This is a genomic window from Solibacillus silvestris, assembly GCF_051967575.1.
Lineage (GTDB): Bacteria > Bacillota > Bacilli > Bacillales_A > Planococcaceae > Solibacillus > Solibacillus silvestris_B.
The window spans coordinates 18300-43062 of sequence record NZ_JBQCJW010000005.1 but is presented as its reverse complement, the minus strand read 5'-3'; the positions used below and the strand labels follow the sequence as shown (position 1 = coordinate 43062).

The following is a 24763-nucleotide window of genomic DNA, read 5'->3' as shown; positions in this document are numbered from 1 at the left end:
GCCCTGTTTCTGATTATCCTTATTTTACTCATTTTTATGAAGATGCATCAGGAAAATTGTAAAATCCTTCCCAACAGTATATTCCCACTTTTCCAAAAAAATAAAAGACGCCAATTAAAACATTGGCATCTTATATCAATAAATTAGTGTTGTCATTTCTTTTGGGAGCTTGCTTTCGAATTGCATTCTTTCTTTTGTTATTGGGTGTTCAAATTGGATGAAGCGGCAATGGAGTGCTTGGCGGTTTAATAATGATCGACTGCCTCCATATAATTCGTCGCCTGCTAATGGATGACCGATATAGGCCATGTGGACGCGAATTTGATGCGTCCTTCCTGTATGAAGTTTAAGACGAATATGGGTCAGTTCGTTATTGCGTGCCAACACGGTCACATCCGTATGGGCAAATTGGCCATCTTCCCGAACTTCCCGTTCAATAATGCTCGTATCTTTACGTCCGATCGGTGCAATAATGGACTGCTGATCTTTTAAAATGCTGCCCTCTGCAATCGCTTCATATTCACGGTGAATACAGCCCTTTTTTTGCTGCCCGCTCATTAAATGATGTATATGGCGGTGCTTTGCAATGATCATCAATCCTGAAGTATCACGGTCAAGACGCGTCACAATATGCACAGTAGAAGCAAGCTGCTGTTGCTCAAAATAGCCATATACGAAATTCGCGATACTGCCGTCTGGGTGCTCCCTTGACGGAATCGAGCTCATAAAAGCCGGCTTATCCACTACGAGCAATGCCTCATCTTCGTATACAACAGATAGTGCTCCATGTTGCGCGACCAAGCCTTCACTTGCTTCCTCAAGCGGGAAAAGAATCGTCACGACATCTCCTGCTGCTAGCCGTTGTCGCACATTTTTTTCTTCGCCATTCACAAAAATCGCACCCCCATTAAACTTGATGGCGGTAAGGGCACGCCTTGATATTCCCCAACGAGCAATGGCGTCGCGCAAAAGCTCGTTTTCGGCCGTATTTACAAATTGTACTTGAAATCGTTTATCCATATGTCTCCATTCTATTCATTCGAGACAAATGAATCATGAACACGTTCCCAAAACGGAAATGGTCTGAACCTTGCAAACCGGACCTTCTCATTCGCTACATTGAACGTAATCGACTTCACATCTGTTTCCGTCATATTTATATGATCGACCGTCATATTAAATTGCTGCTCATTCACAGGTTTTAATACACAGTTATGATGTGCCGGCAATACTAGCGATGAGCCTACTGTACGGAAGACACGGTTGTTGATCGATGCCATCTCCGTAAGCTGGAACGCCTGCAATGTCGGATGGATGATCGCCCCGCCAAGCGCCTTATTGTATGCTGTACTGCCGGACGGTGTTGAAATACATAGACCATCTCCGCGGAAACGCTCAAAATGCTCGCCATTCAGTTCAACATCCATTACGAGCGTCACATCAGGTGATTTGATTGTTGCTTCATTCAGCGCTAAAAATGTGCTTGATTCCGAATGGTGACGATGTACTTGCACTTCCAATAGCGGATATTCCACTACATTGAACTCCTTTTTGGCGATTGATAACACGAGCTTTTCCAGTTCAGATGGCTTCCAATCCGCATAAAAGCCTAAATGACCTGTATGGATGCCGACAAATGCCGTTTTGTCCAAACGATGCAAATAGCGGTGGAAGGCATGCAGAAGTGTCCCATCTCCGCCGATGGAAAGGACAATTTCAGGCTCTTCCTCATCAAATTTTAGACCGAAATCAATTAAGTAAGATTTTGCGAGCTCCATCAATTCATTTGATTGGTCGTCTCTGCGTGATTGAATTGCAAACTTCATTGGCTGTCACGCTCCTCTTTGTCAGTTGACTTATGGATAGCTGTATTCGTTGCTTCTTTTATTTCGCTAAAGTATGCTTGTGCTTCTTGAATCTCACTGCGGATCGACGACATTTCCTCATCCAGACGAAAGGCCGCCTCAGCCGCGCTCTGCAATCGATTTTTAATTTCTTCCGGGAAGACCCCTTTATATTTATAGTTCATGGAATGCTCGATCGATGCCCAGAAATTCATCGCCAATGTACGGATTTGGATTTCCGCCACGACAACAATTCGCCCCTGGATCGTTTCTACCGGGTATTCGACGATCATATGATGCGAGCGGTAGCCACTCGGTTTACTATGTGTTATATAATCCTTTTCTTCAATAACCTTCATATCATTGCGCTGGCGGATGAGCTCTGTTACTGTCGCAATATCATCGACGAATTGGCACATGATGCGCACACCTGCAATATCTTGCAATTCATTCCCTAAACGCGCAGTCGGTTCAAATGGTATCTCTTTATCAAGCGATTTGTCATATATACTAGCAAGTGGCTTTACACGACCTGTAACAAATTCAATCGGTGAATTCGCACTCATGATGCCAAATTGTGAGCGCATCCCTTTTAACTTAATTTTTAATTCGTCCACAGCTTGTCGATATGGACTTAAAAATACTTCCCACTGCCCCATTTACAAAACCCCCCAACTTGAAATAGCGTTTTCCTGTCACACTATTCCAAAAACACGTTGTTTCAAACAATTATACTTCTTGTACCTCAAAAAAACACATTTCACGCCAAATTCGCGGGAAATGATGTTGTATTTTTGCAGATTACGTTGAAAACTTATTCTTCATTATTCATTAGAAAAACATGTTTTGCGCCAAATAGCGTAAAATGATGTCTTTTCCTATGTCGATTTCCTTGAATAGCCTATGCTTTCTTATTCTCTAAAAAAATCGGCAAACGCCTTTTCCACAGCTTCTACAAAATGATCGCCATAATTGCTGTTGCCTTCAATATTGTACAGCAGCCCCTTTAATTCATCGACAAACTGCGCAAGCGGCATGGTACCGTCTTCCACTTTCAAATAAGGCTGCTGTCCCGACATTAGCATTTGCAATAATTGCGGCCAAACAACATGTGAAAAGCTTATGTAACTATATGCATCATTTTCTTCTATGATATAAAGAAACGCCTCATTATCCGAATCAACAATGACTTGCCCTGTCGATTGCAGTTGGCTAAGTTGTTTCTTTTCATTTAAAATAAAATGGATTTCATTTTGTACTGCTTCAAATTGATCAATCAAATATACGTTTCTCAATGAATTGAACTCCTTTTTTTGGCTTTTCGGACCGAAATTGAAACCAACTTCATATCATGATGAAAAACCTTTTTTTAAGCATTCTCTTCATATTTTACCATAGGACAATCATTTGGTGCAGAAGCGTTTTAATGAAATGACCGAAAATTTATGATGGCAAAGGACGATACCCAATGACACAGCATATCGAAATAGAATTTAAAAATATGTTAACGAAAACGCAATACGAGCAACTTCTCCAAGCATTTTCAATACGGCCCGGGCAAATTATACGTCAAGTAAATCATTATTTTGATACACCGGAGCACCATTTAAAAAATAGGCAAAGCGCTCTCCGCATTCGGGAATTCGACAAGTTGATCGAATGTACATTGAAAGAAAAGACTTCGGAACACCAGCATTTGGAAACAACGGACCGCTTAACACGTGAAGAAGCGGATAGGATGCTTGCGGGTGGAGCGATCCCGGAATATTCTGTCGGTGAAAGATTAGCACTTTTTGACATTCCTATGAACGAGCTGCACTGCTACGGAACATTGACAACTGACCGGGTTGAAGTTCCTTATGAAGGCGGTTTGCTTGTGTTTGACCATTCTTTTTATTTGCAGTGTGACGATTATGAGGTAGAATATGAAACAAATGATGAAACAATTGGAAAAAATACTTTTTCCGCGTTTCTGGCACAATACGCAATCGAGCCACAAACAGCGCAAAAGAAAATTGTGCGTTTTATGATGGCATTAAATAATCGGAAAGGCTAGGTGCTGTCATGGATATTTCATCGATGAAGTCATTGCTGGAGCTTCAGGCAATACAAAACTTAAATACATCAAATCAAACAAATTCGAGTGTATTATCATCATCCGACTCGACATTGTTTTCTGATTTAATGAGCGATATTTTAAATAGTCAAACGGCAGGATCTGCTGAAGGTCTTGGTGGGGTAAGCTCTTTATTGGAGTCTGTTCAATCTTCCAGCGCAGAGCAGCAAAGTACAGCTGCCAACAACTATATTGCTTCATTTATGCTGAATAACTCGGCGAATTTGACGAATTTGGAAGGCACAAATAGTTCCCTTCCAGCGAATGAGCTTACATCAAAGCTCAAACAATATATGACGGATTTTACACGTCAATCCGATGCGAGTAATTTCCTTGCCGGTGCAGAAATATACCGCTCCGAAATTGCGGCTGCTGCAAAAAAATACAACTTACCAGAAAAACTGATTGCCGCAGTGATGAAACAGGAATCAAACTTCAACGCATCGGCCACTAGTTCAGCCGGCGCATCTGGCTTAATGCAGTTAATGCCGACAACCGCGAGCTATCTAGGTGTTGCAGATCGCTTTGATCCCGGGCAAAATATTATGGGTGGCGCCAAATATTTACGTCAAATGCTGGACCAATTTGACAACAATATAGAAACAGCGCTTGCTGCATATAATGCCGGGCCAGGTAATGTGAAGAAGTATGGGGGCATCCCGCCTTTCCAAGAAACTCAAAATTACGTAAAAAAAGTGTTGAACTATATGAATGTGTAGCTATTGATTCGTTGTTTGCATGGCAATGCCTAAATCGGCTGCAATTTTCACCGGGATTTCATTGATTTAAGCGGAAATTCCACAAACAGGAAAGCGCAATTAATGCACATTAAAGCCTAACATATATACTGTTTCAACGTACTTTATATGAATGTGAAATGCCCTTCAAATTTTTTTGTAGGGCACTTTATTTGTTAAAACATCATTACGTTGCTAGAATGATTGTATCGTCCAAATGAATTTTTCGTTACTTACATGACATTCGTATTTCACAAATGGACGAAGAAAGACACAAAGGAGTATAACTAATGAATCGAAATTATACGATTCCTTATGAGGAACTCGGCGCTGAAAAGCTTTCTGAATTAATTAACGCGTTCTACTCTCGAGTGGCGAAGCATCCATTATTAATTCCTATTTTCCCAGAAGATTTAACTGAAACAATTCGTAAACAAATACAATTTCAAACGCAGTATCTTGGCGGCCCCAACCTTTTCACCGAAGAGCATGGCCACCCAATGATGCGTGCGCGACATATGCATTTTAAAATTACACCCGATCGTGCCCAGGCATGGCTAGAATGTATGGCGGAGGCAATGGACGAAGTCGGCTTGGATGGTAAATTCCGCGAAGTTTACTATAAGCGGCTCGTTATGACTGCTCACCATATGGTCAATGCCCCGAATGATGAGGAGGGATTTGAGTGAATAATGTCCAACTTTTACAGCAACCTGCAACACCGTCTACATGTAATAAACCGATTGAGCTTTATATTTTCATTGACCCCCTTTGCGAAAAAGCGCTGCTCATGCAGATGACATTGCGCAAGCTTCAAGTGGAGTATGGTCATTACTTTACATGTCGATATGTCCTTAGTACGGAACTCGCTGCTTTAAACAGCATTACGAGCCGAATGAAAGGCTGTGTTTCCGGAGCAGAATTGGATATTACGCATCCAGCATTACCTTCAATTGCTATTAAAGCCGCTGAACTGCAAGGTAAGCGCTCAGGATTCCGCTATTTAAACAAAGTTCAGGAAGTGGCGGCTCTCAACACACGCAATATCAATTCTCATGCAACATTAATCGAAATTGCACAGCATGTTAATCTGGATATGGATGAATTTATGTCTGACTTCGGCTCCAAAGAGGCGGCCCGTGCCTTTCAGTGCGATTTATACTTAACGCGCGAAATGGAAGTAGACGAAATCCCAAGCATTGTATTTTTCAATGAATGCATAGAAGATGAGGGCTTAAAAGTAAGCGGCTCCTACAATTATGAAGTATATGAGCATATTTTAGCAGAATTACTTGGGGAAAAATTAATTCGCCAGCCGATCCCAGCATTGGATGAGTTATTCGATCGCTTCAGTGCACTTACAACAGCGGAAGTAGCTGAAATTTATTCGATCAATGAACAATTGGCCGAGCGTGAATTAAAAAAACGGATGCTTCAACAAAAAGTGGAACGCATCATGACCGATGATATTACATTATGGCGCGCAAAATAAAGCAGAGCCATACACCATTATATAATTAATCGCACTTATAATATTATTTCAACCAGCTGCATATTCAAGCGAGCTGGTTTTTTTGTTGCGTGGAATTGGGGCATCGGAGGAGAGGCTGTCATATTCATCACCTCACTGGTATATGTGGAACGAACTATGCAGAAAGTAGAACCGTTCACTGAGAAAGTAGAACTGTCTTAGGGAAAAGTGGAATTGCTCCCTCATATTCGCCACTTCAATCAGGTAAGTGGTACTAAGTTGGCCGAAAGTAGAACACTTTGCCCGAAAAGTAGAACCTTCACCGGAGAAAGTAGAACCGTGCCCTCATATTCGCGCTTCAATCGGGAAAGTGGTACTAAGTTGGCCGAAAGTAGAACACTTTGCCAGAAAAGTAGAACTAAACCTGTCGAAAGTAGAACACTTCGCCCGAAAAGTAGATCCGCGTCCTCATATTCACCGCTTCACTTAAGAAAGCGGAACAAACCATGCCGAAAGCACATGCACACTCTCTCAGTCGCGTCAATTCCTCAAAAAAAACAAAAGAGGCGTCTCTATCCTCGACAGATAGGACGCCTCTTTTTCACAAAGGGGATGGGAGAAATGTTCACGTTCAAACAAAGGGGTGTATGTTTGTTATGTGATTTATTTCACGTTTATTACTCTATCATGGAATAATAATAGTTGCAATGAATCTTTCGTTTTTTCACAAATTCGTCATATAGTAAGCGTTTCCATAATCAAAATGGCCGTTTTATAAAGCAAAAGGAGAATCCAAGAGCATCAATACCGCTTCAACCACTGACAAATCAATGATTCACGTCACCACCAAGAGGAATGGACATGACCATTAAGCCCGTTCAATTTTATGCTCGAAACAGCAAAACCATCATCCTATAGAGCAAAAAACGCACCTTAAACAGATGCGTTTTCACAAACAATTAATTATTTAATAATAATTTTTCAAGCTCATTTAGCTTCTCTTCAAATACTTTGCATGCAAGTGCGATTGGTTCTGGCGATTCCATATCGACACCTGCCGCCTTTAATACTTCAATCGGGAAGTTTGAGCAGCCAGCTTTAAGGAAGTTGTTAATATAACGTTCAACTGCCGGTTCGCCCTCTTCCAAAATTTGCTTCGATAATGCTGTTGCAGCAGATTGGCCTGTCGCGTATTGGTATACGTAATAGTTGTAGTAGAAGTGCGGAATACGAGCCCACTCCAAACCGATTTCCTCATCGACTGTCATCGCTTCGCCGAAATATTGTTTATTTAAATCATAATAGATCGAAGTTAACTTCTCGGCCGTAATCGCTTCGCCTTTTGCATCCATTTCGTGGATAATATGTTCAAACTCAGCGAACATTGTTTGACGGAATACTGTGCCGCGGAAACCATCCAACCATTGATTCAATAAATAAATTTTTTGCTTCTCATCATCCAATGTGTTCATTAAATGATCGAATAATAGCTCCTCGTTGCAAGTTGATGCTACTTCAGCTACAAAAATCGAATAATCCGCATATTGGTACGGCTGGTTTTCACGTGAATAATAGCTATGCATTGAATGGCCAAATTCATGTGCCAATGTGTATAAGTTGTTGACGTTATTTTGCCAGTTCATTAATACATACGGGTTTGTGCCGAATGTACCTGAAGAATAGGCACCGCTGCGTTTCCCTTTGTTTTCAAGCACGTCTACCCAGCGGCTATCGAGACCTTTTTGTACAGTTTCCTGATATTCCTTGCCAAGCGGCGCGAAGCTTTCAACCATTGTTTTCTTCGCCTCATCATATGTCACTTCCATTTTCACCTCTTTTACAAGCGGTGTAAATAAGTCGTACATATGCAGCTCATCGACGCCCAGCACTTGTTTGCGCAGCTCCACATAACGGTGAAGCGCCGGTAAATAGTCATGAATTGTTGAAATTAATTGATCGTACACTTTTTCAGGAATGAAGTTGTTGCTAAGTGCTGCATGGCGCGCCGAATTGTAATTGCGAATTTTCGCGTTGGCATTATGTGCTTTCACATTCCCTGCCAGCGTTGTTGCAAATGTATTTTTATATTGGCCATATGTTTTGTATACAGCTTTAAATGCTGCTTCTCGTACTTCGCGATTATCGCTTTCAAGCATTGTAATATAGTTGCCATGCGTGATTTGCACTTCTTCGCCATCTTCCCCTTTAATTTTCGGGAATTCCAAATCTGCATTGTTTAAAGCGCTGAACGTTTTGCCCGCTGTTGATGCAACTTCGGACATTTGCGCCAATAACTCTTCTTTTTCGGCAGATAATACGTGCGGGCGACCTAAGTTGATTTCCTTTAAACTTTGTTCGTATAAAGAAAGCGGCTCATAACTTGCAACATAGCTGTTCAATGTCTCTTCATCCAGCGCTAAAATTTCAGGTGTAATGAATGACCATGCCGCACCGACATTCGTCACAACGGATTGTACACGACCGTCCAAGTCCTGGTATTTACTGTTCGTCGTATCTTGGTCATGCTTTAAATGAGAATAAACGTACAATCTGTATAGACGCTCATATAACGCATCACTGAATTGCAGCGTCTTGTATAAGCTTTCGGCGCTGTCTGCTACTTTCCCCTTAAAATCCGGCGCCTGCTTCGATAATTGTTCAACTTCTTTTAGCTCAGCATCCCAAGCTTCATCCGATTCAAAAATGGATGTTAAATCCCAAGTTAAATGCTCCGGTACTTCTTCACGTGTTAAAATTTGCTTTGTCATCCAATTGCCTCCTACTATTCCGAAATTCGAAATTATAAGTCTATTTAAACAATTTCACTATCCAATTGCAACCAATTCGTCGTATAGAACATCAAATAATTGTTTTAAGGCAATCTTTTCATGCACATGATGAATATCAAGCTTTCTTAATATATTTATATAATGTTCCACCGCCATTTCCCGTTCATTCGTCAGCTCCATACGGCTCCACTCAAAAAAGTACGGTATTGCCCTTAAATTCATCGTTCCAGGAGTGAGCTCGTGGCATTTCATAAAATAAAACAGCTGGATTTGCCATTCTAAACAAAATATATCAAATGCATTCGTATTTCGTACAGGAATCCCTAAAAAAGCCGGCAAACTTGCCATCGTCAATCGCATTTCATAAATCGCACGCAAAAATCGATCCTTTACACCTTTTTTGCTTAGTAATAGACGCGGCCGTAAATATTGGTCGCGGAATTTTGTAAAACTTGAAAGGAGAAGGCAGAATTTTGCATTTGAAATTTTTTCGGGGATCAGGAAAGGAAAATGCTGATGATGAAGCGGCAACACATTGACCAATGCAAAATACTGGCGCTTATGGATATGGATTAAATTACTTGCATAATAGAATGTTTTGCTGCCCACATCGTAAGTGATGAGAAACTTTTGGCTTTTATAGTGCTGGGTGTACTGGGCATTTGTATGATTAATCGAAATTTTAAACATACCAGGCGTTTTAAACTGCTCGGGTGTATGCAATAGCCAAATCGGGATAATATCGGCTTTCCTGTAACCATTCGTTCTTTGCCGAAATAGGTCATGAGAGATGGGGCTGCACTGGAATTCAATCGCGTATTGTCGGTCATTTTTGCGGATCAGAATGTCGGGGCGCTGCTTTAGGGAGGGTAAATACGGCTCCAGAAAAGGGTTTAGCTGAAGTTTTTTAAACAGTTGAAAGAGCTGCTGTTTCCCTAATAAATGGGCGGCCGATTCACCTTCAGAAAATAAAGAATGGCAGCTGCTATTTTTTTGATGTGCGAAATGGGGTATTTTAATTTGCCCTACCTTTAATAAAAGCTGCTCGCTGCATTGAGGGCAAAAAAATTGATGCTGTTTTTTTAATGTTTGCAGTTCCTGTTGCGACAGCTGTGCATGCAATTGAAAAAGCTGCTGTTCTTTCGTCATGGCAACAAGCATCGATACCACTCCTTTTCATCAATCGTACGCATTTTGGGAGCGTGTTTCAACTTACGGAAAGTAACTATTGGCAAACTGTTTTTTTCGGCATGTTTTAAAAATCACTTCGTCGTTACTTTAACTTGGGCGTATTTCCGCTTTTTTTCGGAAACATTCTACTTTTCATCGGAATAGTTCCACTTTTTCTAAAAAGTTTTCTACTTTCGCGGTCCAAGTTTCCACTTTTCAACCGAAATATTCTACTTTACGGAAAAAATGTTCCACTTTCGAATCCCCATGTCCCAACTCCTCCCTTTTTTCCAAGCAAATGCAAAAAAGGCCGCCTCATAATTTCAGGCGACCTGCTTTAAGCTGCTTCACTATTCAAAATAGCTGAGAATCGTTTCGAAGCAGTCTTCTGGAATGATAACTTCCGCATATTCTTCAAGGCGGTGAATCGTCGTTTTGGAAGCCGGCAAATATTCACTGCATACAGCGATGACATTTTTCGCTTCCTGGCTTTCCATCTCTTTTAAATCTACATATAAATAGTAGTATTCCTCCCATTTATACAACACAGATTTTACTCCTAATGGTGCTGCGCGCTTTGCAAGAGGTACTAGCTCATCAATATCTTTAAATCGGAATCGGGCATTTTCAAGCGGCTGCTCTTCCTCTTTCGCTGATTTGCCAATTGCATTGAAAATCGATTCTTCCATTTCGTTTAATTGATCTGATATATGAAGGTCGTCTTCAAAATTGCCAACCATCGAAGACGTTTCGGAATCATTCCCTACAGATGCACGCGTAACAACGACTTCTAGCCCACTTTCTGAAGCGTTAATATGAATCCAAATTGGACCATCCAAGTCGAAATAATCATCGGTATTTACTTCGCTAATGACATCCCAGAAAAGCTCTTCTCCTTTTGCGCGATTGTACCAAATCTCTTCGCGCGTATAACCACGGTCCTCGATATCACTATACGTAATAAATAGTTTTAACGTATGTTCATTAATGCGTTCGATGTCCATTAGACCTCAACTCCCTTCACAGTCATTGTATAGAACGTCACATAAATTTCAATTAGCATACAATATGGCGTCCTATTGCATCGGAACTTAGATACTTATCAATTACACATCCGCGTAATTGCAGCCGAATTCGTAATATCCGTAATTAAGTATCTATAACTCTATTGTATGACGGATTGGATTAAAATGAAAAGGAAAAACATTATTCAGAGTAAATTATTTGAATAATTGAAATTGTATTGCAAGCGTCATGTTAAATCAAGTGCTAATCATGTATATATAATATGTTCGAAAATAAAAAAAAGATGCTACAAGTGCACAGTATGCATCCGTAACATCATGAGTTTCTATATTTAGTTGACCATGCGCTGCGCTTCCTGCAGCTGGTATGCCCGTACTTTACGAGGCAGGAATCGACGAATTTCATCTTCGTTATAGCCTACTTGCAAACGTTTTTCGTCTAAAATAATCGGACGACGTAAAAGACCCGGGTATTCTTGAATCAGCTCGTATAGTCGTTGTAATGGTAATGTCTCAACATCTACATTCAACTTTTGGAAAATTTTCGAGCGTGTTGAAATGATTTCATCGGTGCCATCCTCAGTCATACGTAAAATCTCTTTGATTTCACTAATTGTGAGTGGCTCGGAAAAAATATTGCGCTCTGTATATGGGATATCATGTTCCTCTAACCATGCTTTTGCTTTTCGACATGAAGTACAACTTGGTGAAGTAAATAATGTTACTAACATTGTCTCACTCCCTCTCTAATTGATTTCAATTAAATTGCTATATGCTGCTTCCTCAATTGGAAGCATAACCGTTTACATAAAACTTAATTTAGAATTAATTTAATTTAAGATTCTGTACCTATTATACATGAATACCGCATGTTTGAATACACAATGTCAATAAATAATTCAACTATCGTAATAATTTTTATTACAATATTTTCTCTAATAAACGCGTATTTCATAATTTTGTTATATGGCATTTTTTTACCCAGAAATTCCTAAATATAAACTTCTATGAAATGTATATTTTTTCTCATTTAATAAATGATAATTGAGAAAACACTGAACAATGCACTTCAATTTCATAAATATCAAATGATACTTACTACTATTTCCAATTCCGCATCATTTTATTCCTGTTTCTTTAATAAAATAATTGCTTTCTTTTCATTACTTGCGTTATAATCACTTTCAAGATCATGAAAAACGATGACGAAGAGTAGTACATTTAACAAGAATGCATAGAGAATCTGTGGTTGGTGCAAACAGATCATTCGTTAAATGGAATGGACTTCCGAGTTAGCTTTACGAACGGACCCGATATGTGGTTATCCAGTAGTTTCGCTCGTCTCCTTCACGTTACGAAGAAGAGTGGCCAATTTTGGCAAGCTGGGTGGTACCGCGGATTTCAACATCATTCGTCCCTTCTATTTTCGAATAGAGGACGCATGATGTTTTTTTATTTATTAAAGGGGGGTCTTACCTATGAAAACAATTTTTTCAGGCGTACAGCCAACAGGAACAATCACTTTAGGGAACTATATCGGCGCAATCAAGCAGTTCCCGGCTTTACAAGACGATAACAATGCCATTTACTGTATCGTTGACCAGCATGCCATCACGGTGCCGCAAGATCGATTAGAATTGCGCAAAAATATACGGTCATTGGCAGCGATGTATATTGCGGTCGGCATCGATCCTAAAAAATCCACATTATTCATCCAATCAGAAGTGCCGGCACACGCACAGGCAGGGTGGATGCTGCAATGTGTCGCTTCAATCGGTGAATTGGAGCGCATGACACAATTTAAAGATAAATCATCGGGGAAAGAATCCGTTTCCGCCGCCCTGTTGACATACCCGCCGCTCATGGCAGCAGACATTCTTTTATACAATACAGACATCGTGCCGGTAGGGGATGACCAGAAACAGCATATTGAGCTGACACGCGATTTGGCAGAGCGCTTCAACAAGCGTTTCAATGATGTTTTAACGCTTCCCGATATTCAATTGCCAAAAGAAGGCGCACGCATAAAGTCACTGCAAGAACCGACGAAAAAAATGTCAAAATCAGACCCAAATACAAAAGCGACAATTCGTTTACTTGATACACCAAAAGAAATTGAAAAGAAAATCAAATCAGCTGTGACGGATTCTGAAGGGCTTGTTAAATTTGACGTTGAAAACAAGCCGGGTGTATCCAACTTGCTCATCATCGAATCCGCTTTAACAGGTGCTTCAATTGCAGATTTAGAGGTAAAATACGAAGGCAAAGGCTATGGCGACTTTAAAGCAGGTGTTGCGCAAGCCGTCATTGAACATTTAACACCAATTCAAGAACGCTACTACGAATTGATTGATTCCCCGGAACTTGATGAAATTTTAGACGAAGGCGCTGCTAAAGCAAATGCCATCGCCTCTAAAACTGTCAAGAAAATGGAGAACGCGATGGGCTTAGGCCGTAAACGACGCTAATCATGCCACCAATGGCGATAAGCACTAAATACAATTCCGCCCCATGAACAATATACATTAATACAGCATGCCAAGAATAACCGAGTGTGCGATAGTTTAAATATAAAATCATATTACTGATCGACATGACACAAAGGCCATAAAAAAATAAAAAAAGTACGAAACGTGTCAATACACCATCCTTCGTACAACTATACGAAAAACGAACGTACGATAGAATTCGCACGTTCGTTTTTTTATATTTCTTATTGCGCTGTATATTTTTTGAACAATAAACATGCATTATGCCCGCCAAAGCCTAATGAGTTGCTTAATGCGTATTCTACATCCGCCTTGCGCGCGGCATTTGGCACATAATCCAAATCGCACTCTGGATCTGGCTCAAGTAAATTCATCGTCGGCGGTAAAATGCCTTCCTTCAAAGCAAGCACAGTAAAGATTGCCTCAATGCCGCCAGCAGCACCTAATAAATGGCCAGTCATGCTTTTTGTCGAGCTCATTGCCAGCTTGTATGCATGATCGCCAAACACCGTTTTAACCGCCTGTGTTTCAAATAGGTCATTGTATGGCGTGCTTGTGCCGTGTGCATTAATATAACCCACTTGTTCTGGAGATACCGACGCATCATCAAGCGCCATTTGCATTGCGCGTGCTGCCCCTTCGCCATTTGGAGCTGGTGCGGTAATATGATGAGCATCCCCTGTTGCCCCATAGCCGACTACTTCCCCATAAATTTTTGCACCCCGTGCTTTTGCATGTTCGTATTCTTCCAAAATCAAAATTCCCGCGCCTTCGCCAATAACGAAGCCGTCACGATTTTTATCGAATGGACGCGAAGCCGTCGCAGTATCCGGATTTAACGATAATGCAGTATTTGCACTAAAGCCCGCAATTGCCATCGTCACGATCGGCGCTTCTGTGCCGCCTGTAATCATCACATCTGCATCACCGCGCTCAATCACTTTAAACGCATCGCCAATTGAGTTTGTACCCGATGCACAAGCTGTCACCGAGCACGAGTTAACCCCTTTTGCGCCCAAATAGATCGATACTTGCCCTGAAGCCATGTCCGGAATCATCATGGGGACGAAAAACGGGCTGACACGGCGAACACCGCGCTCTTGGAATGTTAAGAATTGCTGCTCATGTGTTTCCATTCCGCCGATTCCTGAACCGATCCACACTCCTACCCGAGGGGCCATTTCCTCAGTAATCGTCAAGTCCGCATCTTTTGCCGCCATCATTGAAGCAGCGATTGCGTAATGTGTAAAGCGGTCCATCTTACGCGCTTCTTTACGTTCGATATAATCTTCTATATTAAAATCTTTTACTTCCGCCGCCACGGATACTGTAAATTTACTTGTATCCACGCGTGTTAGCGGCCCAATACCCGATTTGCCTGCCAATACATTTTCCCAAGATTGCTCTGCATTATTTCCTACTGGCGTCACTGCACCGATTCCTGTTACAACAACTCTTCTTTTTTCCATCATTTAACACCCTTCTCTTTTATTTAATCGACATTTATTTTCCCCATTTTAATGCGAGCGCTCCCCAAGTAAGCCCGCCGCCAAAACCGACTAAAACAACAATATCATCATCCTTGATTTTCCCTGCTTCCAAATCGTCCACAATGGAAATGCCGATAGAAGCGGCTGAAGTATTGCCGTATTTCTGAATCGTTTTCGACATTTTTTCTTCCGGTAAGCCAAGACGCTCTCTCGCCGCCTCCATAATGCGGATATTCGCTTGATGCGGCACTAAATAATCGACATCTTCCTTCGTCAATCCCGCTTTTTCAAGCACGCTAACAGCCGACTCCCCCATTTGACGAACAGCAAATTTAAATACTTCGCGTCCATTCATCATAATGTGATTTTCCTGATCTAAATACAAATGCTTTCCGCCAGTTCCGTCAGCGCCAAGTTCAAATGCCAAAATTCCCCGGCCTTCCGAAACTTTCCCGATCACCGCGGCACTCGCGCCATCGCCAAATAATACCGCAGTGTTACGATCATCCCAATCGACTACTTTTGATAACTTTTCTACACCTACTACTAATATATATTCATAGCTATTAGCCTCAATAAATTGTTTAGCAATTGTCGTTGCATATATAAACCCGGAACATGCAGCGGAAATATCCATTGCCCCTGTCCCTGATATGCCAAGTCGTTCCTGTATTTGACATGCGACACTTGGAAAGTTTTGATCTTGCGTAACGGTAGCTACGATAATTAAACCGATGTCATTAGCTGAAATGCCCGCATTTTTGATTGCTTGCTCTGCTGCTTTATAAGCCAAATCCGATGTTTCCTCACCCTCTGCAATAAAACGGTTTTCAATGCCTGTCCGTGAGCGGATCCATTCATCAGATGTATCTAAAATTTTTTCAATATCCGTATTTGTCATAGCTTTTTCCGGAACATACTTACCCATTCCTATAATACCAGCATTCATTTATTGTCCCCCTTGTTTTAAAGCATACCGATCCATTTCGCCAAGGCATAATTACGCCCGGCTTTTTCGTTTATGACGAGAAATTCCCTTTAAAATTTTGTGACCATCCGTCAACGTCTGCTGTTGGTTCAGCAAATGTCAGGACAACTGCAGAAAAAAAGCAGTATCGCAGTCAGCTCTTTGCTTATTAAAGCCGAAAGTTTTACTGAACCACGATAAAATAATCACTTATTATTAGTAGTTGGTACTAATTATAAAGTAAATTTATTTTGAACACAATTAAAATTTATGAAAAAACAAGGGAAACTGTTTTTTCAGCTCACTTTAAAGCAACTCTTCAGCCGCTGAAAACCTATGAGACGAGGTATTTATGACAACTTGGCGAAAAATCGCATTCCCTCTTTTATTTTCATGAATGCATGTGGTATGATATTGAAGATGTAATTTTATAATAACGTTTTAAATATGTTCAATGAGGTGAATTTGATGCAATATATTATTACTTTCTTTTGGTCATTCTTATTAGTTTCAATGCTAAACTATGTAGTAAGTTCTGTATTAGGTGTAGATTTTAACTTCATGAATGGCGTAATCGTATCATTAGTATTCAGCGTGTTAGTTATTATTATCGCTGCAATCATTCCAAACGAATCAACTCCAGACGCAGAAGCAGAGCACCACTAATAGATAACAAGGGGCTGTCCAGTATTCAATACCGGGCAGCCCCTTGTTATTTATCGTAAAAAAGGAGATTTGGAAAAAATGGACAGTTTAGTTTCAATAGACATTCCGCTTTCACTGGAGTCCTCTCTCTTCCAGCGTTAAAAACAGCCCATACATATACGATGTACAAGCTGTTTTTCACATTACTTTTGAGAAATGGCTATTTCGCCGTTTTCGAGCGTAATCACCAGCATACCGCCTGCCACGACATTTCCTTTTAATAGCTCGCGTGCAACTACTGTTTCCAAATGTCGCTGCACGAAGCGTTTTAACGGACGCGCACCAAATTGTGGATCAATGCCGTGCTTTACAATCCAATCAATAACCTCATCGCCCACCTGCAATGAAATTTCCTGTTCCGCAACCCGGTCTTGCAGCTGCTTTACATATTTCCAGGCAATCGCGTGGAAATGTTCGCCCGATAATGCGTGGAACATTATAATATCGTCCATCCGGTTTAATAGCTCCGGCTTGAAATGCTGGCGCAATGCTGTTTGCACAAGCTGCTCCGACTCCGCGGACACTTCCAATAAAAACTGTGAGCCAATATTCGACGTTAAAATAATGACCGTGTTCGTGAAGTTCACGATACGTCCTTGGCTGTCCGTAATGCGTCCATCGTCCAGCACTTGCAATAAAATATTCGCCACATCCGGATGCGCCTTCTCAATTTCATCGAGCAATACAACCGAATACGGGTTACGGCGGACCGCTTCCGTCAATTGGCCGCCCTCTTCATAGCCGATATAGCCTGGAGGTGCTCCGACAAGACGCGATACGGAATGCTTTTCCATATATTCGCTCATATCAATGCGGATGAAGTGGTCTTCCGAATCAAATAACTGTTCAGCCAATGCTTTTGCCAATTCTGTTTTACCGACGCCTGTAGGACCGAGGAACAGAAAGCTTCCGATCGGCTTGTTTGGATCTTTAATGCCGGAACGCGCTCGCCATACTGCTTCGGTTACATATGTCACCGCATCATCCTGGCCAACTACACGTTCATGCAATGTATCTTTTAAGCGCAGCAGCTTTTCGCGCTCGCCTTCCACAAGCTTCGTTACAGGAATGCCTGTCCAGCGGGAAATGATTTTAGCGATTTCCTCTTCCGTTACTTCTTCACGCAGCATCCGATTGCCTTCCGATTCTTTTAATTGCTTTTCCAGTTCCGCAATTTCCTTTTCGAGCTTCGGAATTTTGCTGTATTGCAATTCGCTTGCCCGGGCCAGATTGTTGCCTGAGACGAATAAGCTATCACGTTCTGCTTCATATTTTTTCAGTTCGTCTTTTTTATCCCGTACGATTTGTAATCCATTTTTCTCGATTTCCCACTGATCTTTCATTGATTTCATCGAGCTTTCCAAAGCGTCAATTTCATCTGTAATGATTTCAAGCCGCTTTTTGCTCGCATCGTCTTTTTCTTTTTTCAATGCTTGCTGCTCAATTTTAAGCTGTGTGAGACGACGTGTTAATTGGTCGAGCTCCTGTGGCATCGAATCGATTTCAATACGGATCATCGCACATGCTTCATCGATTAAATCAATTGCCTTGTCCGGTAAAAAACGGTCCGTAATATAACGGTTTGCCAGTTGGGCGGCTGCGATGATCGCGCGGTCATGGATGCGTACACCGCGGTGATGCTCTTCAAAGCGGTCTTTAATGCCGCGTAAAATCGAAACTGTATCTTCAATGGAAGGTTCTCGCACCATTACTTGCTGGAAGCGACGTTCCAAAGCCGGATCTTTTTCGATGTACATGCGATATTCATCTAATGTCGTTGCCCCTATACAATGCAGTTCACCGCGTGCCAGCATTGGCTTCAGCATATTTCCTGCATCCATTGCTCCATCTGTTTTTCCGGCACCGACAATTGTATGAATTTCATCAATAAATAAAATGATGCGTCCTTCAGATTCCTTCACTTGCTTTAACACGGATTTTAAACGCTCTTCAAATTGCCCCCGATATGACGCCCCCGCAATAAGTGCGCTCATATCCAACTCATACAGCTCTGCATCCTTTAACCCTTCAGGTACATCTTTTCGGACAATGCGCTGTGCCAGACCTTCGACGATTGCTGTTTTACCAACACCGGGTTCGCCTATTAATACTGGATTGTTTTTTGTTTTGCGTGATAAGATTCGAATGACATTGCGGATTTCTTCATCGCGCCCAATGACCGGATCCATCTTGCCGCTCTTTACTTGTTCAATTAGATTGCGTCCGAACTGCTCTAATGGCGGACGATTATCTTGTGTTTGATTAAATTGCATATAGTGCACCCCTTCAATAGTTTGACCTTTATTGACTAATTTGATTATAGGTCAAATTTAGTCAAATCTCAAATTTTTGCACTCTTTTTTGAGAAATTTCAGAAGCTTATGCGTGAACCGTGATAAATTGCCCCCATCATCAACATAAAGAATTAGAAATAAACCAGTTTGACTCTAATTTTTTAGTATGATACTTTTAGAATAAACTGGAATATTCAGTTTCCAAAATTACGGGAGAAGAGGTGATGATCCATTTGCTGCAAACAATTCCTGAACAAATTATGTCGCTTATCCAAACGGAAGGGACTGCTTTAAAGCTGGAAAAAGGGATGCATATTTTTCAAGAAGGCGGGCGCTCTGATCATCTTTTCCTTATTAAAAGCGGGAATGTTCAAATAAGCAAAGAATCCGAAAGCGGCAAAGAATTGACACTCCGCATTTGCGGAGCGAACAGCCTAATCGGCGAAAATTTGATTTTTTGCTCATGTCCATTTCATACGACAACTGCAAAGTCGCTAACAAATACGGAGCTTTTTTCAATCCATCACGATATTCTGGAAAAATTTTTTATTGCAGAGCCTACTATGATGTCCGCTTATTTAACCTGGCTGCAAACGGAAAATATGAAAAATCAAACACGCCTTCGCGATTTAGTGCTGCACGGCAAAAAAGGTGCGCTCTACTCAACATTAATCCGCCTTGCGAACACATTTGGCGAATTTCCATCTCCAAACGAAGCGAATATAAAAATAGCATTGACAAATACCGAGCTCGCCAATTTATGCGCGACAAGCCGGGAAATGATTAACCGTATGTTGGGCGATTTGCGGAAGGATAAAGTCATTGCAATCGAAAAAAGCTATATTACAATATTGGATTTAAATTATTTAAAGCGTGAAATCGAATGCGAAAACTGTCCGCTTGCTATTTGCAGGATAGATTAGAAAAACGTGGTTTATTTTCTTCGCTCAACAAAAAACGATATAAAAAAGAAGCTGTCCGGTAAAACCGATGAAATCGATTTTTCCGGACAGCCCTGTTTTTGAGGCTTAACGAATACCCAGCGCCATTTTTGCATAGCGGGACATGTTGTCCTTAGACCATGCTGGTTGCCATACGATATCAACTTTAACTTCCTTTACTTCAGGCAGTTCGCTTAATGCAGTAGTTACTTGGTCAACAATTACCGGAGCAAGAGGGCAGCCCATTGATGTTAATGTCATTGTGACAATTGCCAAGCCTTCATCTGTTAAATCCACTTCATATACTAAACCTAAGTTGACAATATCGATGCCCAGCTCAGGGTCGATTACGTTCTCTAAAGCTCCAAGCATGCTGTCTTTCATATCTTGATCAATTGCCATTTTTTGTTTCCCCTTTCGACATGGTGTTAACGTCTATCATATCAGAACGAATGATTTATGCCAAACGTTGCGCCATAAATTTCGTCACTTGCAAAATTCCGTTTCTCGATACGGCATGTCCTGCTTTAGACTCTGATAAATAAATAATATGCTCTGTTTTTTTGGCCTTTTCAAGTTGCTCATAATAATCTCGGCTCATACAATAAGGAACGACCGTATCCCGCTGGCCATGCCAAAAAATGATCGGCTTGTTTGCCCAAAATGCAGCATGTTTTTCCATATCGAATTTTTCAAGCATCCGGATTAAGCCGATTTGCTGTTCTTCCGACATCGGAAATGCGACCCCTTTTTGCTTCAGTTCTTCAGCTTGGTGAAGAGCGAGCTTTGTATAGCTTGTCGTTCCCATGCAAATCCCTGCAGATTGAATCCATGGATAAATGGCTAAGCATCCTGACGTCACAATCCCTCCCATTGATGTTCCGGCGATCCCTATTTTGTCGCTCGTTACTAATTTTTTCAGTTTCAATTCTTCATAAATAGTATGTACTTCTTCAACTGACTTCAATACAATTTTCCAGAAGTTATAATTCATCTGGTCTTCCGTTAAATTATTGGATCGCTCTCCGTGCATTAATGCGTCAGGCAGTATAACACGCACACCTTGTTGCACAAACTGATAAGCGTAATGCAAATTATGCTCCTTTGCGCTTAAAAAACCATGCAGAAAAATGACGACTGGTGTTTGCTCGTCCATCGTTTCATCATATACATGCAATAATGGAATCGCCTTCCATCGCTCTTGCTTTACTATCATATTTCTCACCTCTTCGTTTACCTTAACAAAACTTTGTCATTGTTTCAAAACTTTGACGAATGTTATTTTTACACGTTACAATTATACCCATGCTAAAGGAGGCTTACTCTCATGAACGAACATTTAATTGTATTAGACTTAGACGGTACTTTATTAACGGACGATAAAACGATTTCCTCGCTTACAAAGGAAACATTATTTAAAGCTAAGCAAGCAGGTCATCAAGTGATGATTGCGACTGGACGTCCGTATCGTGCGAGTCAGCTTTACTATAATGAATTGAACTTAACGACTCCGATTGTGAATTTCAACGGGGCACTCATTCACCATCCTAAAAATCCGATGTGGCAATCAATTCATACAACTGTAAATTTAAGCGTTGTCCATGATGTTGTGGAATCGGTTCATAAATACGAATATGATAATCTAATTGCTGAAGTGATGGATGATGTGTATCTCCATCGCGAAGATGAAGGAATGCTCCAAATGCTCCATATGGGCAGCCCGAATATTTTAACCGGGGATTTGACGCGTACATTATTGCAAAACCCGACAAGCTTATTGATTCAAGCAGATGATGTCAATACACCGATCATTCGCCAGCATCTTCAAGATGTCCACGCAGAGTTAATCGAACACCGCCGCTGGGGCGCGCCTTTCCCGATCATCGAAATTGTTCATAAAGGATTGAGCAAAGCGGTTGGCATCGACCATATTGCAAAGGAAATGGGTATCCCCCGCGAGCGTATTATCGCATTTGGGGACGAGGACAATGACTTGGAAATGATTGAATATGCAGGTGTAGGTGTAGCGATGAGCAATGGAATTGATGATTTGAAGGGTATCGCCAATGAAATTACATTATCCAATAATGAAGACGGCATTGCGAAGTTTTTACAGGATCGGCTGAAGTTATAAAATGAAGCTTCAATTGGCAAGGACCGGCCTTACTTGTCCATTAAAAACAGCCTAGAAAAGCGGGATAGCTGCTTCTCTAGGCTGTTTTGCCATTATTTTGAAGAAGAATTAGCACGACGTTTTTTTCCGCGTTTCATGATGACTACCATGAATGCGGCATACAGCACAACGACAAGTGCAAGAGCAACGACATAGGAAGTGTTAATGCCTCGAGCATCGATTACTTGATACACTTCCACCATCTCACGATCCAAAATAATCGTATAATTGCCGTCTTTATTTTCGCGAATGATTTCACTGTTGAACATTCCGCGTATCTCTTTTCCTTCACCAAACTCGGCTACTGGAATATGGACACGCTTCGTTTTACTACTATTATTAATAACGACGATCCATGTTTCCTTATCGGATTTCCGTTCAAACACGATATAGCCGTCTTCGTTTTCAAGCCATTTGAACTCACCATTGCGCAATGTCTCCGAATCATTTCTTAATGATTGAAGCTGTCCTACATAATCGGCTAATTCCGAGTCTGTTTTGAAGTTGTAATATTGATGTGCTTCGGCACCGGCATTACCATTCATCGCAATTTCAGAACCGTATTGCACGACCGGCACGCCAGGCAGCAGCAGTGTGCTTGCAATGGATATTTTGCTCCGTGTCGGCGGATACATGCCTTCCGCTGTTGCAGCTAATGTAAAACGGTCTGACCAAATTGTGTCAGTCATCGTCAATACAGGTGTGCCCGAAAGCATTTCCTCGATATAAGGCTCAAGCACCGTCGTATTCAAATCAACATTTTTGAAAGCGTTTGTATAGTTTAATGCCATATCATTATAAAATTTCGCATCAAAGTCCGCATCGCTTTCCGCATTGGCGATCACATAGACGCCCGCTGCTTTTAATTGCTCAATGATGCGATTTAAAAACGCTGTATCGGCTTGTTCGATATTCGTCAAACGCACACCATCGAGCTGATATGTATTCACAAATTGCACAGCACTGTCTATTAATTCGTTCTGCACTTCTTCATTCGCTAAGTCCCACTGCAATTTCCCGTCATTTGTGCCCGCAGCAAATCCTGATTTCGCCGCAAGCTCATGATTCGGACTGACATTTGTAATCGGGAAATCAACCATGATCTTCATATCCCGTTTTTGATATGCATCCACCATTTTTTTGAATTCCTCTGCCGTACCGAAACGGGCATCCACTGTTGTGTAGCTTGTCGGCATTGAGCCATCATATTTTTCGGTCGCAAATACGGAACCAACCGAAAGCATCGTATAGCCCATATCTGCTACATAATCGATTTTCTTTAATACCCCGTCAAAGTCCCCGCCGGCAAACATCGCCGAATCTTGGGCATTCACTGTATGGTCATCATTTTTACCCGTCCCATTAAAAAAGCGGTCCACTAAAATATCATATATACTTTCATCTGCAATCGTACGTTCTTCGTTAGCATTTGCTGTTGTCGCAACCGATAATGAAGCCGAAAGCAGTACACCTGCAGTCAGTGCACGAAGCCATTTATTAAATCCCAATTCATTTCCCTCTCTTTCGCATACAATCCACCGTCATTTTACCAAAAAAAGCATCCGCCTAGCTATGATTACAGAAGTTATTTATAGGAAATACGACAAATACGTGACAAAAGTGTGTATAGACCCTGATGAGAGGAGATTTTATGCAGTTTTGCGGACGGGATGCAGAACTAGCGATGGGGAAAGTAGAAACTTTGGGGAGGAAAGTGGAATCTTCCGCGCCGAATGTAGAACAGAAGCGGGAAAAAGTAAAACGGCGGGCGGAAAGTGGAACAGTTTTTCCCGAAAGTAGAACTAGCGGAGGATAAAGTGGAAACTTTTGAGCGGAAAGTAGAAGTTTTCCCGTCGAATGTAGACTTGAGCGGGAGAAAGTAGAACGGCGGGCGGTTATTAGAACAATTCTCCCCGAAAGTAGAATTCGCGGCGGAGAAAGTAGAACCTTTTAAGCGGAAAGTAGAAATTTTCGTGCCGAATGTAGAACTTGAGCGGGAGAAAGTAGAAGTTTTCGTGCCAAATGTAGAACAGGTGCGGGAGAAAGTAGAACGGCGGGCGGTTATTAGAACAGTTCTCATCGAAAGTAGAACTCGCGGCGGAAAAAGTAGAAGCTTTTAAGCGGAAAGTAGAAGTTTTCATGTCGAATGTAGAACTTGAGCGGGAGAAAGTAGAACGGCGGGCGGTTATTAGAACAATTCTCCCTGAAAGTAGAATTCGCGGTGGAGAAAGTAGAACCTTTGGAGCGGAAAGTAGAAGTTTTCGCGTCGAATGTAGAACTTGAGCAAGAGAAAGTAGATCGGCGGGCGGTTATTGGAACAATTCTCCCTGAAAGTAGAATTCGCGGCGGAGAAAGTAGAACCTTTTAAGCGGAAAGTAGAAGTTTTCGTGCCGAATGTAGAACTTGAGCGGGAGAAAGTAGAACGGCGGGCGGTTATTAGAACAATTCTCCCCGAAAGTAGAGTTCGCGGCGGAAAAAGTAGAACCTTTTAAGCGGAAAGTAGAAGTTTTCGTGCCGAATGTAGAACTTGAGCGGGAGAAAGTAGAACGGCG

General features: G+C 41.4%; 22 protein-coding genes and 1 other annotated feature. Of the genes, 8 read left to right on the top strand and 14 right to left on the bottom strand.

Annotation, left to right across the window (positions count from 1 at the left end; translation table 11 throughout):
- Window positions 1–135 precede the first annotated feature (135 nt).
- The 4 genes from ACTHOQ_RS04555 to ACTHOQ_RS04540 all read right to left on the bottom strand — a co-directional run bounded on the left by ACTHOQ_RS04555 (window position 136) and on the right by ACTHOQ_RS04540 (window position 3139).
- Entirely contained in the window at window positions 136–1020 is an 885-nt protein-coding gene (locus tag ACTHOQ_RS04555) for an RluA family pseudouridine synthase (RefSeq protein ID WP_440494491.1), read from the bottom strand.
- 11 nt (window positions 1021–1031) lie between these two features.
- Window positions 1032–1826: an NAD kinase gene (locus tag ACTHOQ_RS04550; protein ID WP_440494490.1), complete on the bottom strand. Its 795-nt coding sequence runs from the start codon at window positions 1824–1826 to the stop codon at window positions 1032–1034.
- Window positions 1823–2503 carry a GTP diphosphokinase gene (yjbM, locus tag ACTHOQ_RS04545; protein WP_440494489.1) on the bottom strand — a complete coding sequence of 227 codons (681 nt, stop codon included), beginning with the start codon at window positions 2501–2503 and terminating at the stop codon, window positions 1823–1825. Before yjbM ends, ACTHOQ_RS04550 begins: the two co-directional genes overlap by 4 nt.
- Before the next feature lie 252 nt (window positions 2504–2755).
- Window positions 2756–3139: a UPF0738 family protein gene (locus ACTHOQ_RS04540; RefSeq protein ID WP_440494488.1), complete on the bottom strand. Its 384-nt coding sequence runs from the start codon at window positions 3137–3139 to the stop codon at window positions 2756–2758.
- A 173-nt stretch (window positions 3140–3312) separates the two neighbouring features.
- Between ACTHOQ_RS04540 and ACTHOQ_RS04535 the strand changes: the two genes are divergently transcribed.
- The 4 genes from ACTHOQ_RS04535 (at window position 3313) to ACTHOQ_RS04520 (ending at window position 6189) form a co-directional block, all read left to right on the top strand.
- Window positions 3313–3900, top strand: a complete 588-nt coding sequence (locus tag ACTHOQ_RS04535) for a CYTH domain-containing protein (protein WP_440494487.1) — start codon at window positions 3313–3315, stop codon at window positions 3898–3900.
- 8 nt (window positions 3901–3908) lie between these two features.
- Window positions 3909–4679 carry a lytic transglycosylase domain-containing protein gene (locus ACTHOQ_RS04530; protein ID WP_440494486.1) on the top strand — a complete coding sequence of 257 codons (771 nt, stop codon included), beginning with the start codon at window positions 3909–3911 and terminating at the stop codon, window positions 4677–4679.
- 308 nt (window positions 4680–4987) lie between these two features.
- A complete protein-coding gene (locus ACTHOQ_RS04525; RefSeq protein ID WP_440494485.1) occupies window positions 4988–5386 on the top strand; it encodes a globin domain-containing protein in 399 nt (132 codons plus the stop codon).
- Complete coding sequence (locus ACTHOQ_RS04520) at window positions 5383–6189, top strand: DsbA family protein (RefSeq protein ID WP_440494484.1); 807 nt, start codon at window positions 5383–5385, stop codon at window positions 6187–6189. Before ACTHOQ_RS04525 ends, ACTHOQ_RS04520 begins: the two co-directional genes overlap by 4 nt.
- Before the next feature lie 938 nt (window positions 6190–7127).
- On the opposite strand, the gene pepF is transcribed toward ACTHOQ_RS04520, so the two are convergent.
- The 4 genes from pepF to spxA all read right to left on the bottom strand — a co-directional run bounded on the left by pepF (window position 7128) and on the right by spxA (window position 11883).
- Window positions 7128–8936 (bottom strand): oligoendopeptidase F, encoded by a 1809-nt coding sequence (gene pepF, locus ACTHOQ_RS04515; protein ID WP_440494483.1) that lies wholly within the window; start codon window positions 8934–8936, stop codon window positions 7128–7130.
- Window positions 8937–8993: 57 nt separating this feature from the next.
- Window positions 8994–10118, bottom strand: a complete 1125-nt coding sequence (locus tag ACTHOQ_RS04510; RefSeq protein ID WP_440494482.1) for a competence protein CoiA — start codon at window positions 10116–10118, stop codon at window positions 8994–8996.
- Between the two features lie 359 nt (window positions 10119–10477).
- On the bottom strand, window positions 10478–11131 hold the full coding sequence (mecA, locus tag ACTHOQ_RS04505) for an adaptor protein MecA (protein WP_440494481.1): 654 nt from the start codon (window positions 11129–11131) through the stop codon (window positions 10478–10480).
- A 353-nt stretch (window positions 11132–11484) separates the two neighbouring features.
- Window positions 11485–11883 (bottom strand): transcriptional regulator SpxA, encoded by a 399-nt coding sequence (gene spxA, locus ACTHOQ_RS04500; RefSeq protein ID WP_008403575.1) that lies wholly within the window; start codon window positions 11881–11883, stop codon window positions 11485–11487.
- Window positions 11884–12345: 462 nt separating this feature from the next.
- Window positions 12346–12574, top strand: a binding site (T-box leader).
- 56 nt (window positions 12575–12630) lie between these two features.
- On the opposite strand from spxA, the gene trpS reads away from it, so the two are divergent.
- Window positions 12631–13620, top strand: a complete 990-nt coding sequence (trpS, locus tag ACTHOQ_RS04495) for a tryptophan--tRNA ligase (RefSeq protein WP_440494480.1) — start codon at window positions 12631–12633, stop codon at window positions 13618–13620.
- Between the two features lie 245 nt (window positions 13621–13865).
- On the opposite strand, the gene fabF is transcribed toward trpS, so the two are convergent.
- Both fabF and ACTHOQ_RS04485 read right to left on the bottom strand, forming a co-directional pair.
- Entirely contained in the window at window positions 13866–15110 is a 1245-nt protein-coding gene (gene fabF / locus ACTHOQ_RS04490; RefSeq protein WP_440494479.1) for a beta-ketoacyl-ACP synthase II, read from the bottom strand.
- 34 nt (window positions 15111–15144) lie between these two features.
- Entirely contained in the window at window positions 15145–16080 is a 936-nt protein-coding gene (locus ACTHOQ_RS04485) for a beta-ketoacyl-ACP synthase III (protein ID WP_440494478.1), read from the bottom strand.
- A gap of 486 nt (window positions 16081–16566) precedes the next feature.
- Here ACTHOQ_RS04485 and ACTHOQ_RS04480 point away from each other — a divergent pair, with 486 nt between their 5' ends.
- On the top strand, window positions 16567–16764 hold the full coding sequence (locus ACTHOQ_RS04480; protein ID WP_440494477.1) for a YjzD family protein: 198 nt from the start codon (window positions 16567–16569) through the stop codon (window positions 16762–16764).
- Between the two features lie 182 nt (window positions 16765–16946).
- On the opposite strand, the gene ACTHOQ_RS04475 is transcribed toward ACTHOQ_RS04480, so the two are convergent.
- A complete protein-coding gene (locus ACTHOQ_RS04475; protein WP_440494476.1) occupies window positions 16947–19076 on the bottom strand; it encodes an ATP-dependent Clp protease ATP-binding subunit in 2130 nt (709 codons plus the stop codon).
- A 245-nt stretch (window positions 19077–19321) separates the two neighbouring features.
- Here ACTHOQ_RS04475 and ACTHOQ_RS04470 point away from each other — a divergent pair, with 245 nt between their 5' ends.
- The gene (locus ACTHOQ_RS04470) at window positions 19322–20020 is read left to right on the top strand and encodes a Crp/Fnr family transcriptional regulator (RefSeq protein WP_440494475.1); all 699 of its coding nucleotides are present in this window, start codon (window positions 19322–19324) and stop codon (window positions 20018–20020) included.
- Window positions 20021–20125: 105 nt separating this feature from the next.
- Here the strand turns inward: ACTHOQ_RS04470 and ACTHOQ_RS04465 are convergent, their stop codons facing one another.
- Both ACTHOQ_RS04465 and ACTHOQ_RS04460 read right to left on the bottom strand, forming a co-directional pair.
- Window positions 20126–20440, bottom strand: coding sequence for a metal-sulfur cluster assembly factor (locus tag ACTHOQ_RS04465; protein ID WP_440494474.1), 315 nt, complete (start codon window positions 20438–20440; stop codon window positions 20126–20128).
- Between the two features lie 55 nt (window positions 20441–20495).
- Window positions 20496–21254, bottom strand: coding sequence for a prolyl oligopeptidase family serine peptidase (locus tag ACTHOQ_RS04460; protein ID WP_440494473.1), 759 nt, complete (start codon window positions 21252–21254; stop codon window positions 20496–20498).
- A gap of 111 nt (window positions 21255–21365) precedes the next feature.
- On the opposite strand from ACTHOQ_RS04460, the gene ACTHOQ_RS04455 reads away from it, so the two are divergent.
- A complete protein-coding gene (locus ACTHOQ_RS04455) occupies window positions 21366–22172 on the top strand; it encodes a Cof-type HAD-IIB family hydrolase (RefSeq protein WP_440494472.1) in 807 nt (268 codons plus the stop codon).
- Window positions 22173–22264: 92 nt separating this feature from the next.
- Here ACTHOQ_RS04455 and ACTHOQ_RS04450 read toward each other — a convergent pair whose 3' ends face one another.
- Window positions 22265–23719, bottom strand: a complete 1455-nt coding sequence (locus tag ACTHOQ_RS04450; RefSeq protein WP_440494471.1) for an alpha-amylase family glycosyl hydrolase — start codon at window positions 23717–23719, stop codon at window positions 22265–22267.
- Window positions 23720–24763: the final 1044 nt, after the last annotated feature.